The organism is Dyella halodurans (assembly GCF_026283925.1).
Taxonomy (GTDB): Bacteria; Pseudomonadota; Gammaproteobacteria; order Xanthomonadales; family Rhodanobacteraceae; genus Dyella; species Dyella halodurans.
On the sequence record NZ_JAPDPF010000004.1, the window covers coordinates 104,173 to 120,052 of the forward strand.

Here is a 15,880-nt window from a genome sequence, read left to right on the forward strand (position 1 = left end):
GACCACATCCGCTTTGGCCGTTTCGACCGTATAGTAGCCAGGGGATCTCGACCCGGGTGATGCTTGCGCCCAGGGTGCGAGCGCTGGTCACCGAGACGATGGGCCGATGCTTCGCGACGATTTGCTTATAGCCTTTCATCGTAAGTCGCCTGCCGTGGCCTGCGGGTCCCTACGGTGTCGACATGTGCCTGGCTGACAGGGTCATGTCGACATGTCGCATCGATGGCGCAAGGACCCGGTTCCATCATTGCCTCACCATCCTCGGTCGCGGCGTGATCGCGCCGGTCGGTCGCGGTCTTGCCTATGCCTTGCTGCCTGTCGGCATCTGTCTGGCCACGGCGCCGCATGCCCAGGCGGCAGATTTGAGCGGCACGGTGGCGCTCAGCTCGCAATTGGTGGACAGGGGCCAGGCGGTCACGCCGCAAACGACGATTCTGCAAGCCGCAGGGGCCTACGCGTTCGCCAGCGGATGGTCTTTCGGCCTGGCGGCGAGCACCGAAGTGCGTTCGCCGGATCGAATCGCTGAAGCCCTCGCACAACTTTCACGCCGTTGGTCGCTCGCCTCCGACTGGCAAATGCAGGCAGGCCTGGCCTATTACGACTACCCCGGCAATGCGCAAGCGCGACCCTATGAACGCGCCGAAGCAACGCTCGACTGGATCTATCGGGACGTGCTCACGTTCGGACTGTCCGCCATTTACGACATGAACGCGGAAGCCCCGCGCCTGCGCGGTGCAGCGGATGTAAACTTTCATTGGCCCTTGCCGGCGCACTTTGCCTTCTCTGCCGGTGCCGGCGTCACGCGATCTGCTGTTACCCCCTGCAACAACGGTGGTCAGGGATGCGCAAGTTCCTACGAATACGGTTGGCCTGCCTACTACGCACCGGTTCCGGCGGAAACCTATGGCTACGGCCATGCCGGCTTGATCTGGAGCAAGGGGTCCTGGCACCTGGAACTCGACCGTGTCGTCACCAGCGGGCTCACCCGTCCGCACGGCAGTTTCGAGACGGCGCCCTGGGTAGCCACGATTTCCTTCTCATTTTGACGCCGGGGCAACCCCGTCGCGCTGAAATGGCACTCACTCGTCAAATAGTGACGATTGCGAGGCGGCCATGAACGACGCGGACATCGACGCAGATGCCACGGACCGCATTCTGCTGCAACGCATGGCGAGCGGCGACCGCACTGCGCTGGCGGTGCTGTATCGCAGCTACCACGGCAGGCTGTGCCGTTTCCTTTCCCGTTTGACGCGGCGAGCCGATGTCATCGAGGAAGTCATCAACGATTGCCTGTGGATCACCTGGCAGAAGGCGGGCAGCTTTCACGGAGACTCGCGCGTCTCCACCTGGATCATTGGCATCGCCTATCGCTGTGGACTGAAGGCACTGCGACAACATGGCGACGAACCCATGGAGGATGACGCGCTGTCGGAAGATCGCTTCCTGTCGCATAACCCGGACGAGGATCGCGAGCTGCGCGACTGGCTGGCGAAGGGCTTGAATCGCCTGTCGACGGACCAGCGGGTGGTGATCGAGCTGGTCTATGGGCTGGGCCACACCCTGGACGATGTCGCGGTCATCATGCAGTGTCCGGTCGGCACTGTGAAGGCGCGCCTGTTCCATGCGCGCGTCAAGCTGCGCAACACGCTGCCCCTGCTGGCAGGAGAATCGCCCATGCGGAACGAGAGCGCGTCATGAAATCTCCGTCGGATATCGACATGGATTGCGCGCGGGCCTGGGACGCCATGCCCTGGGTGCTGCAGCACAGCGCCACGCCAGCGCTGGACGAATGGCTCACCCAACACCTGGCCCAATGCGCTTCATGCCGCGCGGAGTTCGCGCAACAGAGCCGCCTGCGCCGTGCCCTCTCGTTGCCTTCGGATATTCCGCTCGATGCGAATGCCGGATTGAGGCGGTTGCTGGCCAGGGTCGATGCGCCGGATACCGAGGAGATATCACGGCGTTCGCGCCCCCCGAGCTGGTTGACGCGCGCGCTGGTCGCAGCGGTGTTGGTCCAGGCACTTGGCATCGGCGTGCTGGGTGCGAAACTGTGGCTGGAAAGTGCGCACCCGGCTTATCGCACGCTGAGCCAGAACGTGATGCCGGCGCCCGCCGGTGCAATCCATGTCGTGCCTGACGAGAGCATGAAGGTGGCCGAGTGGAATGCCTTGCTGCACAGCCTGCACCTGCAGGTGGTGGGCGGGCCCAATGACGTCGGCGCGTACACGGTGGTGCCGGCGGGTGCAGCCGCGACGTCGAACGACATCCTGCAGAAACTGCGCGGGACGCAGGGTATCCGCCTCGCAGAGCCCGTCGCCGTCACCCAATGAAGCATCGCGCCGCCATGTTCGTCCTCGTCGCCGTGATGGCCACGCTGGCCGCTTGCACCCAGCCACGACCGACGGTGCCACAGAGTGACAAGGCCTCGCTGGAGCACGTCGCCGCGTCGGCCATGGATACCCGGCGCGACATCGTGCTGGCCGTGGCCAATCCGATCGACCCGCCGGCGACGCACGCCGGCTCCAGCCTGCTTGGCTACACTCCTTCGGGCAACTACGGCGCCGGCCAGCGTGCGGCCTCCACCTTGGCCGCCCTGAAGGAAAGCTACGGGATGCGCGAGATCACCGGCTGGCCCATCAAGGCGCTGGACCTGTACTGCATCGTGCTGGAGCCGCCGACAGGGATGAGCCGCGAGGCCTTGCTGGCGGTGCTGGCAAAAGACAGCCGCGTGCAACTCGCGCAGCCGCTGCAGGATTACTCCGTCTATGCGGACGACTCAGCCAACGCGCACCGCTACAACGATCCCTACGTCAACCTGCAACGCGGCTTCGTCGAGACGGACGCCGCCGTCGCGCACAACCTCAGCCAGGGCGCAGGCATCCATGTCGCCATCATCGACACCGGCGTGGACATGCGGCACCCCGACCTCAAGGGCAGCATCGGCGAAGCGAAAAACATGGTGGACGCCGACGTCGCGGCGTTCACCTCGGACAGTCATGGCACCGAAGTGGCCGGCATCATCGCTGCGCTTGGCGACAACCATCAAGGCATCGTGGGCATGGCTCCCAAGGCCGTGCTCGATGTCTACAAGGCATGCTGGTACTCCACCGCGCGCGGCACGGGCGCGCATTGCAATACGTTCACCCTGGCAAAGGCGCTGGCAGCCGTCATCGACACCAACACGCGCATCATCAATCTGAGCCTTGGTGGGCCTGAAGATCAACTGCTCGACATGCTGCTCGCCCAGCTGTTGCGCCAGGGTCGCATTGTCATCGCCGCCCTGCCTCCGCAAGGCAGCGCCGAAGGTTTTCCGAGCGATACGCCCGGCGTCATCGTAGTCCGCGTGGGCGGCAAGTCGGCGGCGCCCCCCAACGTCATCAGCGCTCCCGGTGGCGACATTCTTACCACCCAGCCGGGCGGCGGCTACGACTTCAGCTCCGGCTCGTCCATGGCCGCCGCCCATGTCAGCGGCATCGCGGCGCTCCTGCTCTCGCTCTCGCCCAGGCTGGATGCGCATGCGGTTCACGATCTACTGCTGGACACCAGCAAGACATCCGGTGGCGTGTCCCAGGTGAATGCGGCTTCGGCCGTCGAGATGCTGCACGCCCAGCACATGGCTTCGCGATGAGGCCACCCACAGCTTCTACCTCAATCGCCCGGTAAACCCGGGTTAACGGCCGTCCCGACCCTGACCATCCGGCTCCCATCGTGAAAGGTATCCAGCGCGCCATTCGCCCCTTGCCCGATGCCACCGCCCAGGCCCAGGCCGTGGTGGAAAGCCTGCCGGACTGGACCGGCATCGAGGGCATCGACCTGCCATTGTGCTTCGACGCCGGCGACGGCGACGTGCAGCGCTCGCGCGCCCGGGTGGATGCTTTCCTCGGCTGCGCCTGCGCGAAACCAGACACGCTCCGTCGCTCGCACCTGTACTCGCTACTGGACGAGCACCTAAGCGGCAACAGCATCGACGACAAGCTGCTCGAGCACCTGCTAAGGGAATTGATGCAAGCGCCCTCGGCCGCGGCCGACCATGCGCGCATCGCCATCCGCTTCGAACATTTCGTGCGCCGCGCCGCGTTACGCAGCGACCACCGAGGCTGGCGGGCGTACCCGGTGCTGATCGAGGCGAGCCTCAGTCCCCGTGGCTTCCGCCTCGAGCTTAGCACCGAGGTCATCTATTCATCGACCTGCCCGGCTTCGGCGGCGCTATCGCGTCAACTCATCCAGCAACAGTTTGCCGATGATTTCGACGCGGCGGGGTCACTCGATCACGCCAGGATCATGGCGTGGCTGGGAAGCGAACAAGGCATCCTCGCCACACCGCATGCGCAGCGCAGCAAAGCCAGCCTGCGCGTGCGCTTCGTCGCGGGAGCCCCGCTCCATCTGATCGACCTGCTCGATCGCGTGGAGCAGGCCCTTGGCACGCCGGTTCAGACGGCCGTCAAGCGCGAGGACGAACAGGCGTTCGCGCTGGCCAACGGCAGCAACCTGATGTTCTGCGAAGATGCAGCGCGGCGCATACAGAACACGCTGCTGGCGGATCGACGCATCGCCGAGTTCACGGTCCGGGTCGAGCACTTCGAAAGCCTGCATCCCCATGACGCGGTGGCCTATGTGAGCAGCACCGGCGGACACCTGCCAGATCCGTAGCCGCTGCTGCCCTTTTGGCCTTGCCGGCCATCAGAGCGACATGTCGTGGCTGCAGCCATGGGCTTACGGTAGAGTCCTCAACCATGTTGCAGGTCCGACGCCAGCGAAGCTCCGTTTCGAAGACTGCCGGGTCATCGGACCGGCACCCATCATGGGTGCCGGGGCGACACTATTTCGGGAAAGTCCGTGTTCGGTGCTGATACGGCACCACCCATCGCGTTCGCGCTGGAGCGCGTATGCAAGCGCTATGGCGCGGTTATCGCGCTCGACGAAGTCAGTCTCAGCTTCGCCGCCGGAAGCACGACCGCCTTGATCGGCAGCAGCGGCGCAGGCAAGTCGACGGTCCTGCGCCTGTTGCTCGGACTCGATTGGCCAGACCAGGGCGTGGTCTGGACCGACGGCGCCATCCTGCAGCGTGCCGACGTGCTCGAACTAAGGCGCCGCGTCGGCTACGTGATCCAGGAAGGCGGCCTGTTTCCACACCTTACCGTGCTGGAAAACCTTGCACTGCTGCCACGCCATATGGGCTGGAAGACCGCGCAAGTGCACGCACGGGCGAGCGAACTCGCCGAGCTTACGCATCTTTCGCGCGACGTCCTGCAGCGTTATCCCGCCGAACTCTCGGGTGGCCAGCGCCAGCGCGTCGCCTTGATGCGCGCCCTGATGCTCGATCCCGATGCCCTGCTCCTCGACGAACCGCTGGGCGCACTGGACCCGCTGGTCCGGCATGAGCTTCAGGACGAACTCAAGCGCATCTTCGACCAGCTGGGAAAAACCGTGATCGTGGTCACCCACGACCTGGCCGAAGCGGCGTGGTTTGCCGAGCGACTGGTCCTGTTCCGCGATGGCAAGGTGCTGCAGGATGGCCGCCTGCTCGACCTGTGCGACCGGCCGGCAGACGAATTCGTCACGCGATTCGTCAGGGCGCAGCGATCCTTGCCCGAGGCCTCCGCATGAAGCGCGCGCTGCTCACCGTGCTGGCCATGCTTCCCGTGCTTGCCTGGGCCGCGCCGGTACGCATCGGCTCGAAGCAGTTCACCGAGTCGGTGATCCTGGGCGAATTGGTGCGACTCAACGCCCAGCAAGCCGGCGTCGACGCCAGGCACCAGCGCGAGCTGGGCGGCACCAGCATCCTGTGGAGCGCGCTTCAGCATGGCGATATCGATGCCTACCCGGAATACACCGGCACGATCAGCCACGAGCTGCTGAAAGACATGCCTGCCGACGCGGATCTTCCCGCGTTGCGCGAGAAACTGAAACCGCTCGGCATCGGCATCACCGACTCGCTAGGCTTCAGCGACACCTATGCCATTGGCATGCAGGAGCAGCGCGCGGCGAAGCTCGGCATTACCCGGATATCCGACCTGGCACGGCATCCCGAATTGCGCTTCGGCTTCTCCAACGAATTCATGGATCGCGCCGACGGCTGGCCAGGTGTGCGCCAGCGATACGGGCTGGCCCAGACGCAAGTGCGCGGACTCGATCACACGCTGTCGTATCGTGCCGTAGCCAGTGGCGCCGTCGACGCCATCGACCTCTACAGCACCGACGCGGAAATTCCTTATTACCACTTGCGAACCCTCGACGACGACCGCCACTATTTTCCGCGCTATGAGGCAGTCTTCCTGTATCGACTGGAACTGGAACGAAGCGCTCCCGCCTTCATGGCCAGCTTGCGCAAGCTGAGCGGGCGCATCGATGAAGCGGCCATGCAGCGCATGAATGCCGAAGTGAAGCTCGACGGCATGAAAGAGACGGATGTTGCCGCGCGCTTCCTTTCCGTGGCGCCCGGCGGTCACGATGACGGATTCTGGCAGCGCCTTTGGCAGCGCAGCGCCGAGCACGTCAAATTGGTCGCACTGTCGCTTGGCCTGGCCGTGGTGCTGGCGATACCGCTGGGCATTCTGTCGGCGCGATGGAAACGCACGGGTCATCTGGTCATCGGCCTTACCGGCATCCTGCAGACGGTGCCGTCGCTGGCGATGTTCGTCTTCATGATCCCGCTGCTCGGCATCGGAACCTGGCCGGCCATTGCCGCGCTGTTCCTGTACAGCCTGCTGCCGATTGTGCGCAATACGCATGCGGGCTTGGTCGGCATACCGCTGGAGCTGCGCGAATCCGCCGCGGCCTTGGGGCTGCCAGGCAGCGTGCGCCTGCGCCGGGTCGAACTGCCCATGGCGACGCGATCGATTCTTGCCGGCATCAAGACCGCGGCGGTCATCAATGTCGGTACCGCGACGCTCGCCGCCCTGATTGGAGCCGGCGGTTATGGCCAGCCTATCCTCACCGGCATTCGCCTGGACAATATCGGGCTGATACTCGAAGGTGCCGTGCCCGCCGCCGTGCTCGCCTTGCTGGTGCAAGGCCTGTTCGAGGGCATTGAACGATGGCTGACGCCGCGTGGACTGCGGCTTGAGGCACGGCAGTAGCGATCCACGCTCGCACCCGACTGCCCGGCAAAGACGCTGCTCGTCATCGCGGGCCACCCAGGGTGGCTGAGCGCACGGGCATCTTGCCCTGGATGAAGATGCCGGCGCTGATCGCGCTCAGCAGCGCCAGGGCAGCAGAAATCAGCATGACCCAGCGAAATCCGGCCACGAATGAGCGACCCACGGCGCGCTTCAAGGCGGATGTCATCGCGTCGGAATAACCCTCCGGAACGACCATGCCGGCGAGCTTCTCGCGCTGCCCCATGATGGAAGAAACCAGTTCTGTCGGCGCGTGCAAGGTCGCCAATGCCTCGCTCAAGCGGTGATTGAACGTCAGCGTCAAGACAATGCCGAACACGGCAATCGCCAGCAGCGACGCCGTACGCGATACCGCGTTGTTGACGCCGGAGGCCGTTCCCGCGAGCTCCTTGCCAACGGCATTCATCACCGTGGCGGTCAAGGGCGCCACGGTGATGCTCATGCCGACGCCAAGCATGCAGATCGCCGGAAAAAAAGCCGTCCAATAACGGCTTGCGACGGACGGCACGGCGAACATCGCAAACCCGCAGGCCGCTATCACGGGCCCCACGACGAGCGGCAGCTTCGAGCCAAACCGATCGACCAGTCCTCCGGCCCAACGGGACAGCATGAACATGATCGCGATGAATGGCAGCAACGCCGCACCTGCCGCGGTGGCGCCATAGCCTTGCACCTGGATCAAATTCAGCGGCAGAAAGAACAGGCTCCCACCCAGCGCCGCGTAGAGCAGCAAGGTCAGTACATTGGCGCCGGCAAAATTGCGATTGCGAAACAGTCCCAGCGGCAGCATTGGCGACGCGCTGCGCGCCTCCACTCGAACGAACAGCAGGAACGCCAGCACGCCCATCACGGCGGCCATCCAGACCGGGGTTGCCGCCCAACCGCGCGAAGGTGCCTCGATGAAGGCGAACACCACGCCCGCCAGTCCCACCGTGGCCAGGGCCGCGCCCATCACGTCGATGGCTCCGCTCCCTTCCCCGCCCCTGCTCTCGGGAACCTTGAAGGCGCACAGCACCAGCAGTATGACGCCAAGCGGTGCGTTCACCAGGAAGGCCCAGTTCCACGAATAGTGCTCGACCAGAAAACCGCCGATGACAGGCCCGATCGCCGCCGTGATGCCGGTGAATCCCGACCAGGTGCCGATGGCCGCGCCACGCTCCGACTGCGGAAACGTGGCACTGATCAGGGCAAGACTGCCGGGTACCAGCAGCGCGGCGCCGACACCCTGAAAGGCCCTGGCCGCAATCAGTGGAGCGATCGCAGTCGACAGCGAGCAGCCGATCGATGCCAGCGTGAACAGGCCAGTACCGAGCATGAAAATCCGCTTGCGCCCAAACCGATCACCCAGCACCCCGCCCACCAGCAGCAGCGATGCGAGAAACAGCGCATACGACTCCATGATCCATTGCGCGTCGGCCGTCGTGGCACCCAGCTCGCGCTGGATTGCCGGCAAGGCGACATTGACAACCGTGCCATCGATGAAAGCCAGGCTGGATCCGAGCACCGCGGCAACCAGGGTCCAGTGCCGCGAGGGCCTCGCGCATGGTTTCGCCGCCCCGCCATACAGGATGACGCCGTTATCGCAGGGAGGCTTTCCGATCTGGCTCATGGCTTTCGCAACGGCGCCTGGGGCGGAGTGTCCCAAGCGATCTTAGAGCCTGTTGAACATCCTCGCAGGACGCGTTCGCGCAACGCGAGTGGCCATCCCCGCCAAATCGTCATCGCAGCCCTTGCTGAGATAGCTATTTGGCGCGGTATATCGCCCTGCCCGTGGTCCTCAACAAACCCTTCACCACTACCGTGGATCACTGGGCATTGCCACCGGAGACATGCCCATGGAACTCCCCAGCCCAGGTACCGCCCGCGTCGTCAGGATCCCGGGACCCGATCATCCCATCACGATCGAGCGCAACCCCCATCGCATCGTGGTGAAAGTCGCCGGACGCGTCATTGCCGACACGCGCAATGCACTCACGCTGCAAGAGGCCAGCTATCCCGCGGTGCAGTACATCCCCCGCCAGGACGTCGACATGACGTCACTGGCGCGCACCGATCACGCCACCTACTGCCCCTATAAGGGCGAATGCAGCTACTACAGCATTCCCTCCGGCGGCGACCGCACGGTGAACGCGGTGTGGACGTACGAGCATCCCTACGAAGCCGTCGCCGCGATCAAGGATCACCTCGCGTTCTACGCCACGCGTGTCGACTCGATCGAAGAACTCGACTGAGGCATTCCCTCGTAAGGCGGGCGCCCTCCCAACTGCCTCACTGGGTATCGACCGCGCCATCACTCGTTGCGGCCTACCCAGTTGGCAGATAGCGTTGACCCAAGCGATGCGTTCGTTCACTGCCTCAGCGGGAGAAATACCGCCAGCGACGCACCCAGCGGATCGCGCAGTACCGAGAAGCGGCCGATGCCGGGGATATCCGTAGGCGGTACGCAGATGTCGGCAGCCAGGGACTTTGCCTTCGCCGTACTCGCGTCCACGTCGGCGACATGCACATAAGGCAGCCAGAAGGATGACGCACCGGGGATAAACGACTTCATGATGCCGCCGCGCCGGTTGTCGCCGTTCTTCATCACGTAATAAGCGCCATCGCTCATCGGCACGTCGTCATGCGAAAGACCGAACAGTCCTTCGTAGAACGCCAGCGCTTTCAGCGGATCGCTTGCTTGCAACTCATGCCAGCACCAGTGGCCTGGCGGCACATCGGCATCGGCGCGATCGTCCCCGGCGTTGCGCCAGATGGACACCGTCGCGCCCACCGGATCGAGCAGGGTCGCGCCTCGGCCGACGGGTGGAAAATCAGTCGGCGGCATCCATGGCTGGGCACCGGCCAGCAGGGCTTGCGCATAACTCTTGTCGACATCGGCAACGCTGAGGTAGATGCCCCAGTTGGACGGTTCCTGCTCCTGCGCGGTTCGATAGCCGCCAATGCCCTCCCCTGCATTGCTGATGACCTGATAGCTGCTGCCAGCCACCTCCATCGCCGAGCTGGTCCAGCCGAACAGCGCCTCATAGAACGCGCGCGCTTTGACGGGGTCGGCACTGGCGTGCTCGACCCAGACGAGTTTTCCGGACATCGCATGCATGGCTTGATCTCCTCGTGAGTCACAGGAACTTCGGAAGAAGTCGTCCCGCACCATCGTCAATGCGCGGGAGGTGGCTGTGTCGCCGTGAAACTGGGCCGCGCGCGCATCGCTGCCTGGGCACGCCGCACGTTCGGGTACTTGTCGAGCATGGCGCTGCCTTCGGGAAACGCGTCGACATAAAACAGGATCGGCGCCAGCAGATAGTCGGCCATGGACGGTGCGGCGCCGGCGAGATAGTCGCGCGCGCCGTAGGCGTCATCGAACAGCCCGAGTTGGCGGTCGACCTCTGGCACAGCCGCATCGATCGCGGCGCGATCGGGCTGGCCATCCGCGCCCTTGGGGAAGACGTACTGCATCACGTAGTGCCGAACCATGGCGTCATAGGCGTAGCAATTGATCACGCTGATCCACTGCTCGCCGCGCGCGCGGATCGCCGCCGGCCCCATCGGCAACAGGCTCGGTCCATCAAAGGCCTCGTCGATATAGCCGAGGATCGCGCGTGTCTCGTAGAGTTCCAGGTCGCCATCGCGCAGCACCGGAATGCGGCCGAACGGATGATGCTCGGCGATATCGGGCGTGTGCGGAGCGGCCGGCTGCAGCGTATAGACCACGCCCTTCTCGGCCAGCGCCATGCGCACCGTGCGGCAATAGCTGCTGCGCGGATCACCGATGACCGTCAGCGTGCCTGCCGTGCCGGCCGGGTCGAGGTAATCGGACAAACGGTTGAACACCGACTGCCAGCCCGGCGCATGGCCATCCCGCGACATCGCATCGGGGAAGCCGGTATGGCGCATATGCAGGGAGGTGCCGCCATCGCGCGCGGTGAGCGTCACCTCGATCAGGGTGACCTTGTCCGGCGGCATGGCGCCTCGTTCCCAGATCCAGGTGTAGGCGAGAAAGTCCGCGCGATCGAGCGATTGATACTCGCCGCCGACCACAAAGCTTGTGCCATCCCGCGCCGTGATGACGATGCGATAGCGACCGCCCACGCGCGCATCGGCGCTGACCTCGGCAACGTGCATGCCGCGCGGGCAATGCCAGGCGGCCAGCGCTTCCTGCTGGGTAAAGGCATCAAATACCTTCTCGCGCGGGGCGCGGATGAAGCGGGTCATTTCCAGTTGGAAGGTGGCGGCTTGAGTCATGGCTTTTTTCTCCGAGCAGGGGGAGCGTGCGTGGCCGCGCCGTGCGTGCGTTCGACGAATTCGACCAGGCGATCGAGGTTGTCTTCCCAATGCCGCCGGTACGTCTCCAGCCAGTCATGCGCACCACGCAAGGCATCGGCGCGCAGATGGCAGATGCGCCAGCGCGCATCGACCTCGCGCTCGATCAGGCCGGCGTCCGCCAGTACGCGCAGATGCCGCGAGATGGCCGGCGCCGAGATGCTGAAGGGACTGGCCAGGTCGCCAACAGTGGCCTCGCCTTCGGCAAGCCGCGCCAGGATGGCGCGACGGGTCGGATCGGCGAGTGCCGCAAAGGTGGCAGAGAGCGGGTCTTGATCCATGGGCATGCCTTCAATTAACCACTTGGTTAATCGATAGTCAAGTGCCTTGGGCCGTACTTGGGGTCCGCTGACGTTACTCGGGGTGTCTCAGGCTTCCAGTGCCAGCGCGGTCAGCCGGTCCAGCTCTTCGTCGTCGAACCCGGCTTCCAGCCGTGCAGGACGATTGAAGGGGCCGCGCAAGGTGCGCCCCATGTAGCTGCGCAGCAAATCGATGAATGCTTCGCGCGGATCGAGCCCATCGCGCTCGCAGCAATGGCGGAACCAGCGCGTGCCCGCGGCCACGTGGGCTACTTCCTCGCGCAGGATCACGTCCAGGATGTCGACCGTGCGCGTATCGCCCACCGATCGCAGCCGCTCGATCATGCTGGGCGTGACATCGAGCCCGCGCGCTTCGAGCACACGAGGCACCAGCGCCATGCGCGCCGTGTCATTGTCAGCGGTTTTCTCGGCCATTTCCCACAGGCCGTTATGCGCATCGAAGTCGCCATAGGCGTGGCCCAGCTCGGCCAGGCGCGCCGACAACATGGCGAAATGGCGTGCCTCGTCGTGGGCGCAGCTGGCCCAGTCGCGGTAGTACGCCTCCGGCTTGCCGCGGAAGCGATACACCGCGTCCCAGGCCAGGTTGATCGCGTTGAACTCGATATGCGCCACCGCGTGCACTAGCGCAACACGCCCTTCCGGCGTGCCCAGCCCGCGTTGCGGCACCTGGCGTTGAGGCACCAGCAGCGGTCTTGCGGGACGCCCTGGCGCGCCGATGGGTGCGGGCGGCGGCGAGTTCGGATCGGCATGCAAGGCACCGGACTGAAACGCCTCCCAGGTGGCGTGGGTCAGGCGCAGTTTCTCGGCCGGATCGGTGGCGTCGAGGCAGCGTTTGGCGGCGGCGTGGAGGTCGGTCGTCATGGAGTTTGTCGCGAGCACCCGCCCTTTACCCCCTTTTTGGGGCTCACCCTGCCCTCTCCCCGGTGGGGAGAGGGTTCAAATGCATCACGCCGTGCGGCGGGAGGCCTTAGCGTCGTCGGAGCGGAGCATTTCGATCTGCTCCAGGTAGTGCTTTTCGAGGCCGGTCACGTATTCGCCGGAGAAGCAGGAGGTGTCGAACTGCTTCAGCTCCTCGTTGCCGTCCTGCACGGCCCAGACCAGATCGGCCAGATCCTGATAGATCAGCCAGTCGGCGCCGAGCATTTTTTCCACTTCCTTCTCGGTATGGCCGGCAGCCACCAGCTCCGACGCGGCCGGCATGTCGATGCCATACACGTTGGGATAGCGCACCGGCGGCGCGGCGGAAGCGAAGTACACGTTCCTGGCGCCCGCATCCCGCGCCATCTGGATGATCTGGCGCGAGGTAGTGCCGCGCACGATGGAGTCGTCCACCAGCAGCACGTTCTTCTTGCGGAACTCCAGTTCCACCGGGTTGAGCTTGCGGCGCACCGATTTCACGCGCTCACCCTGCCCCGGCATGATGAAGGTGCGACCGATGTAGCGGTTCTTCACGAAACCCTCGCGGAACGGCACGCCCAGCGCCTCGGCCAGGGCCGACGCGGCGGTACGCGCCGTATCCGGAATCGGGATCACCGCATCGATGCCGTGGTCCGGGCGCTCGCGCAGGATCTTCTCGGCCAGCTTCTGGCCCATGCGCAGACGGGCCTTGTACACCGACACGTTCTCGATCATCGAATCCTGGCGGGCCAGGTAGACGTACTCGAAGATGCAAGGCGCGTGCACGGCATCTTCCGCACAATGCCGCGCATGCAGCTGGCCGTCGTTGGTGATGAACACGGCCTCGCCCGGCGCTACGTCGCGCAGGCGCTTGAAGCCGAGGATATCCAGCGCCACCGACTCCGATGCCACCGCGTACTCGCGGCCTTCCGAGGTGATGCGTTCGCCCAGCACCAGCGGACGGATGCCATTGGGATCGCGAAACGCCAGCAGGCCGTAGCCCAGCACCAGCGCCAGGCAGGCATAGCCGCCACGCGCGCGCTGATGCACGCCGGCGACGGCCTTGAAGATATGGTCCGGGGTCAGCGCCATCCGATCCTGGATCTGCAGCTCGTGCGCGAGCACGTTGAGCAGCACCTCGGAATCGGAATCGGTATTGATATGGCGCCGATCGTCTTCGAACATCTCGCGGCGCAGCGTCTCGGTGTTCACCAGATTGCCGTTGTGCGCGAACGCGATACCGTAGGGCGAGTTCACATAGAACGGCTGCGCTTCGGCCGAGCCTTCCGAGCCGGCGGTCGGGTAACGGCAATGACCGATACCGATGTTGCCGCGCAGGCCGGCCATGGCGCTTTGGCTGAACACGTCGCGCACCAGCCCATTGCCCTTGTGCAAACGCAGTCGCGCGCCGTCCACGGTGGCAATACCGGCAGCGTCCTGGCCACGGTGCTGTAACACGGTCAAACCGTCATAGAGTGACGCGGCGACCTCTGTGGTGCCGACGATACCGATGATTCCGCACATGGTTGTTGCCTGTATTTAGAAAGACGTCGCAGTAGCGGCCGTGGACGTGGCCGCCGGGTGGGCTTTGTGCTCGGTCGCTGGCGAAGCGCCCGGCACAACCGCCGGCAAGGCGGGAAGATGGTCCAGCAGCGCCGGGGGATTCAGGTGGTGACGAACACTGTCCGGCACCTGTTCACCCAGCCACGCAGCCACTCCCTTGAACTGCGGCAGTAATACCGAGTCGTTCCACCACGGGTCGCGAATCACCGCGGTAAACCCGAGCAGAAACACCGCCAGCGTCACCAGCAAGACACCGCGGGCGAAACCGAACAACATCCCAAGCAGGCGGTCGGTGCCGGACAAACCCGTGCCCTCGACCAGCTTGCTCACCAGGAAACGCAGCAAGGCTCCTGCAATCAATACGACCAGGAAGCAGATGCCGTAACCCACCAGCATCCGCGCCGACGGCAGCTGGATACTGTGTTCGAAGTAGCCCGCCACGGCAGGCCCAAACATCCAGGCCACCCAGAACGCCAGCGCCCACACCACCAAACCCAGCACCTCGGAAATGAGGCCTCTCCATAGACCAATCAAGACCGACAGGCCAACGACGGCGAGGATGATGTAGTCGGCCCAATTCACCGGGTCACCAGTTCAAAATGTTCAGGGAGCGCTGACGACGTTGCCGTCGACACCGAGCTTGGTCTTGATCTGGTCGCGTATCCGCACGGCGTCAGCACGCTGCGTCTGCGGACCCGCGCGTACGCGCCACAACTGCTTGCCACTGGCATTGACGGTATCGACATAGCCGTCGAAACCGTTGGCGCGCAGCTTGTCGCGCAGCGCATTGGCATCGGCCTGGCTACCCATCGCCGCCACCTGCACCGCCCAGGCGCCCGCGCCCCCGCCCGACGCACTCGAAGCAGCTGCCGTATTGGCAGCGGCGGCGGGCTTGGCGGCCGGCATATCGTCCTGCGTCGGCGTGGCAGCACTGCTTTCGAGGCGCGCCGGCGCCCCGGGAATGGTCTGGCTGATCTTCAGGCGGGCGGCTTCGGCCGCGGCGCGCGACTCGAACGGGCCTGCCGTGACCATGGTCAGCTGCTTGCCGGCCTGGGTGATGGCGCGACCGGAAACCGGGTAACCCAGTGCGTGCACCCGCTGGATCAAGCCTTGCGCACTGGCCGATGACGCATAGGCGCTGAGATTGACCGAATACTGGCCATGCGCACCGGTCGCCGCCGCCGTCGCCGGCTCGGGCTCAGGTTGTGCGGGCACCGCCGGGGTGGTGCTTGCCTTGGTCGGCTTGCCGGTGGACGCCGTGGCCGAGGTCTGGGCGGGAATCAACGGCTGCACCGCCGTCGTGCCGCCCTTGGTGACCGTGGTCGGTTCAGGCTTCTGGCCTGCGGCGGGGTCGATCTCCACATCGCGGGGGCGGTTGGAGCCAATATTCACCGTGGCCAGCTGATCGCTAGGCGCGGGCGTCGCTGCCGGCGCCTTGGCCACGTCGATGGCCGGCTTCGGCGCCGGTGCGGCGCTGGACGGCACGGCAGCCCCAGGCGTCAGGCTCATGGTCTTGGTCTGCAGGTCCCGATCCGGCGCCGGCGGGATGGCGAGACTTACCGATTCGTCGGCGCTGCTGCTCGGCGGGCTGCTGGAAAAGAACATCGGCACAAAAAGGACCGCCAGCGCAATCAGAACGGCAGCTCCCAGCAGACGTGTTTTCAA

16 protein-coding genes are annotated in these 15,880 nt (G+C 65.0%); 8 read left to right on the forward strand and 8 right to left on the reverse strand.

The window, feature by feature from the left end; translation table 11 throughout:
- Positions 1 to 203: 203 nt before the first annotated feature.
- From OUZ49_RS09590 to OUZ49_RS09620, 7 genes are all read left to right on the forward strand, one after another.
- The gene (locus tag OUZ49_RS09590; protein WP_266150155.1) at positions 204 to 1,046 is read left to right on the forward strand and encodes a TorF family putative porin; all 843 of its coding nucleotides are present in this window, start codon (positions 204 to 206) and stop codon (positions 1,044 to 1,046) included.
- Positions 1,047 to 1,113: 67 nt separating this feature from the next.
- The gene (locus tag OUZ49_RS09595; RefSeq protein ID WP_266150156.1) at positions 1,114 to 1,698 is read left to right on the forward strand and encodes a sigma-70 family RNA polymerase sigma factor; all 585 of its coding nucleotides are present in this window, start codon (positions 1,114 to 1,116) and stop codon (positions 1,696 to 1,698) included.
- Complete coding sequence (locus OUZ49_RS09600) at positions 1,695 to 2,330, forward strand: anti-sigma factor family protein (RefSeq protein ID WP_266150157.1); 636 nt, start codon at positions 1,695 to 1,697, stop codon at positions 2,328 to 2,330. Before OUZ49_RS09595 ends, OUZ49_RS09600 begins: the two co-directional genes overlap by 4 nt.
- Positions 2,327 to 3,628 (forward strand): S8 family serine peptidase, encoded by a 1,302-nt coding sequence (locus OUZ49_RS09605; RefSeq protein ID WP_266150158.1) that lies wholly within the window; start codon positions 2,327 to 2,329, stop codon positions 3,626 to 3,628. The genes OUZ49_RS09600 and OUZ49_RS09605 overlap by 4 nt, the downstream gene beginning before the upstream one ends.
- A gap of 80 nt (positions 3,629 to 3,708) precedes the next feature.
- Positions 3,709 to 4,650: a GTP cyclohydrolase FolE2 gene (gene folE2 / locus OUZ49_RS09610; protein ID WP_323134922.1), complete on the forward strand. Its 942-nt coding sequence runs from the start codon at positions 3,709 to 3,711 to the stop codon at positions 4,648 to 4,650.
- A 186-nt stretch (positions 4,651 to 4,836) separates the two neighbouring features.
- Positions 4,837 to 5,607 carry an ATP-binding cassette domain-containing protein gene (locus OUZ49_RS09615; RefSeq protein WP_266150159.1) on the forward strand — a complete coding sequence of 257 codons (771 nt, stop codon included), beginning with the start codon at positions 4,837 to 4,839 and terminating at the stop codon, positions 5,605 to 5,607.
- Positions 5,604 to 7,079, forward strand: coding sequence for an ABC transporter permease/substrate-binding protein (locus OUZ49_RS09620; RefSeq protein WP_266150160.1), 1,476 nt, complete (start codon positions 5,604 to 5,606; stop codon positions 7,077 to 7,079). Before OUZ49_RS09615 ends, OUZ49_RS09620 begins: the two co-directional genes overlap by 4 nt.
- A 43-nt stretch (positions 7,080 to 7,122) precedes the next feature.
- On the opposite strand, the gene OUZ49_RS09625 is transcribed toward OUZ49_RS09620, so the two are convergent.
- Positions 7,123 to 8,727, reverse strand: coding sequence for an MFS transporter (locus OUZ49_RS09625; RefSeq protein ID WP_266150161.1), 1,605 nt, complete (start codon positions 8,725 to 8,727; stop codon positions 7,123 to 7,125).
- A gap of 226 nt (positions 8,728 to 8,953) precedes the next feature.
- Between OUZ49_RS09625 and OUZ49_RS09630 the strand changes: the two genes are divergently transcribed.
- Positions 8,954 to 9,349 (forward strand): DUF427 domain-containing protein, encoded by a 396-nt coding sequence (locus tag OUZ49_RS09630; RefSeq protein WP_266150162.1) that lies wholly within the window; start codon positions 8,954 to 8,956, stop codon positions 9,347 to 9,349.
- 116 nt (positions 9,350 to 9,465) lie between these two features.
- On the opposite strand, the gene OUZ49_RS09635 is transcribed toward OUZ49_RS09630, so the two are convergent.
- The 7 genes from OUZ49_RS09635 to OUZ49_RS09665 all read right to left on the reverse strand — a co-directional run bounded on the left by OUZ49_RS09635 (position 9,466) and on the right by OUZ49_RS09665 (position 15,880).
- Positions 9,466 to 10,215 (reverse strand): VOC family protein, encoded by a 750-nt coding sequence (locus OUZ49_RS09635; protein WP_266150163.1) that lies wholly within the window; start codon positions 10,213 to 10,215, stop codon positions 9,466 to 9,468.
- 56 nt (positions 10,216 to 10,271) lie between these two features.
- Positions 10,272 to 11,357 (reverse strand): SRPBCC domain-containing protein, encoded by a 1,086-nt coding sequence (locus OUZ49_RS09640; protein ID WP_266150164.1) that lies wholly within the window; start codon positions 11,355 to 11,357, stop codon positions 10,272 to 10,274.
- Positions 11,354 to 11,716, reverse strand: a complete 363-nt coding sequence (locus OUZ49_RS09645) for an ArsR/SmtB family transcription factor (RefSeq protein WP_266150165.1) — start codon at positions 11,714 to 11,716, stop codon at positions 11,354 to 11,356. Before OUZ49_RS09645 ends, OUZ49_RS09640 begins: the two co-directional genes overlap by 4 nt.
- An 87-nt stretch (positions 11,717 to 11,803) precedes the next feature.
- The gene (locus OUZ49_RS09650) at positions 11,804 to 12,616 is read right to left on the reverse strand and encodes a ferritin-like domain-containing protein (protein WP_266150166.1); all 813 of its coding nucleotides are present in this window, start codon (positions 12,614 to 12,616) and stop codon (positions 11,804 to 11,806) included.
- 84 nt (positions 12,617 to 12,700) lie between these two features.
- On the reverse strand, positions 12,701 to 14,176 hold the full coding sequence (gene purF / locus OUZ49_RS09655) for an amidophosphoribosyltransferase (protein WP_266150167.1): 1,476 nt from the start codon (positions 14,174 to 14,176) through the stop codon (positions 12,701 to 12,703).
- 15 nt (positions 14,177 to 14,191) lie between these two features.
- Entirely contained in the window at positions 14,192 to 14,797 is a 606-nt protein-coding gene (locus tag OUZ49_RS09660) for a CvpA family protein (protein ID WP_266150168.1), read from the reverse strand.
- 21 nt (positions 14,798 to 14,818) lie between these two features.
- Positions 14,819 to 15,880: an SPOR domain-containing protein gene (locus OUZ49_RS09665; protein WP_266150169.1), complete on the reverse strand. Its 1,062-nt coding sequence runs from the start codon at positions 15,878 to 15,880 to the stop codon at positions 14,819 to 14,821.